The sequence below is a fragment of the Actinoplanes sp. NPDC051633 genome (genome assembly GCF_040681735.1).
Classification (GTDB): Bacteria; Actinomycetota; Actinomycetes; order Mycobacteriales; family Micromonosporaceae; genus Actinoplanes.
In genome coordinates this window covers 1-1,418 of the sequence record NZ_JBFAZH010001598.1, presented here as the reverse complement: position 1 = coordinate 1,418, position 1,418 = coordinate 1, and the positions used below count along the sequence as shown (strand labels likewise).

Here is a 1,418-nt window from a genome sequence, read left to right as displayed (position 1 = left end):
CTCGTCCGTCTGCGCTGGGACCCGGCCCGGGGGAGCCGGCGCAACTGGGTGCTCACGGCAGCAGCCATCTGGGTCTTCGTCAAGCTGCCGCAGGAGTGGTGGATCCACGTCGCCCAGCTCGACGTGACCGACACCCTCGGGGCGATGCCCTGGCTCATTCCCGTACTGGTGCTGCTCGGCGCCGGCCTGGTGGCACTCGGCTGGTTCTGGTTGCGGCCGCGGCTGCCGGCACGGGCGTGGGACTGGCGTGTCGCCGCCGAGCCGCTGCCCGAGGAGATCGACACCGCCGCCGAGCGGGATCGGTGGGTCGCCGCCCACGGCCGCGTCTGGTCCGCGGCCACCGCCGAGAAGGTGGTGCTTCTCGGTCTGCTGTGCATCATCTACGGCGAGCTGCTGCCCGGCCGCCGGACAAGCGATCTCGAGCTGTTCCTCGGCGTCGCCGGCTTCGTCCTGGTCAACGCCGCGATCAGCATGGCGGTGGCACGGCGCTCCCGCAGCGTGGAGTCGCTGCTGGCAGCCTTCGGAGCGCGGGTGGTGCTGAACATCGGCATGGTGGCGGTGGCGTGGTGGTTGCTCGCCCGGTTCGGCGGCGGGTTGAATCCGGCCGCCACGGTGTTCTACGTACTGCTCCTCACGTTGATCATCGCGCTGGACGACCGGTTCCGGCCGGTGTCGCAGGTACGGTTCGCTGCGAGTGCCGCTCTGAAGAACGAAACGCTGACCTGATCGGTACTACGGGGCCCGATGCCGCCGAGGACAACGGTCATCCGTGTGGCGATCTGCGCCGTCGCCTACTCGATCGACAATCGCGGGCCACCAGGCCCGCGACGCTGAGCAGCAACTTCTCTGTGTCCGACCGGGGGTGAGTTGCATTGACCTTCCCTCCGGCCCAGGTCATCTCGGAGGGTGCGCGACGAATCAGCGCTGCAGGATGCGGGCCTTCTGCACCTCGAACTCAGCCTCGCTCAAGACCCCAGCGTCGCGGAGTTGCCCAAGTTCCTTCAACTGAGCGATCAAGGTCGCGGTGTCGCGTTCCGGGGAGATCGGTGCCGCAACTGCGGGTGGCGCGGCGGTCTGCTGCGCCCATCGGCTTTGCTGCCGGGCCGCGACCCGGCCGTGCACGTGCGTGGCGGTGCCGGCAATGACCGCCGTGCGCGCCGCGGCTCTGAGCAGTCCCATGTCCGGCTCTCCTTTACATAGACCCCGCACGTTTCGGCGCCAGGTTTCAGGCCGAAGCCCGATCGAGGACACCGGTCAGGATCCGGACGTGGTTACCCTCGGCCGGGTCGAGCAGTCGTGAAGGCCTGCTGCGACGTGCTGGCCGTCCTGGGCGAGGTTGAAGACCTCATGCTTCGGGCTTTGCGCGAGCCCCACATCGTCTGAACCGGATGATCCCGCGCCGACGCTAGGCGATACTC

At 68.7% G+C, this 1,418-nt stretch carries 1 protein-coding gene and 1 pseudogene; one reads left to right on the top strand and one right to left on the bottom strand.

What is annotated here, in order from left to right; all coding sequences use genetic code 11:
• Nucleotides 1-726: pseudogene (locus AB0M20_RS43470) on the top strand (hypothetical protein); the annotation flags it as partial.
• Nucleotides 727-918: 192 nt separating this feature from the next.
• On the opposite strand, the gene AB0M20_RS43465 reads toward AB0M20_RS43470, so the two are convergent.
• On the bottom strand, nt 919-1,179 hold the full coding sequence (locus AB0M20_RS43465; protein ID WP_364307347.1) for an SHOCT domain-containing protein: 261 nt from the start codon (nt 1,177-1,179) through the stop codon (nt 919-921).
• Nucleotides 1,180-1,418: the final 239 nt, after the last annotated feature.

Excerpts from the sequence above, each read along its gene's own strand:
- AB0M20_RS43465 (WP_364307347.1), bottom strand. The coding sequence starts at position 1,179 with ATGGGACTGCTCAGAGCCGCGGCGCGCACGGCGGTCATTGCCGGCACC.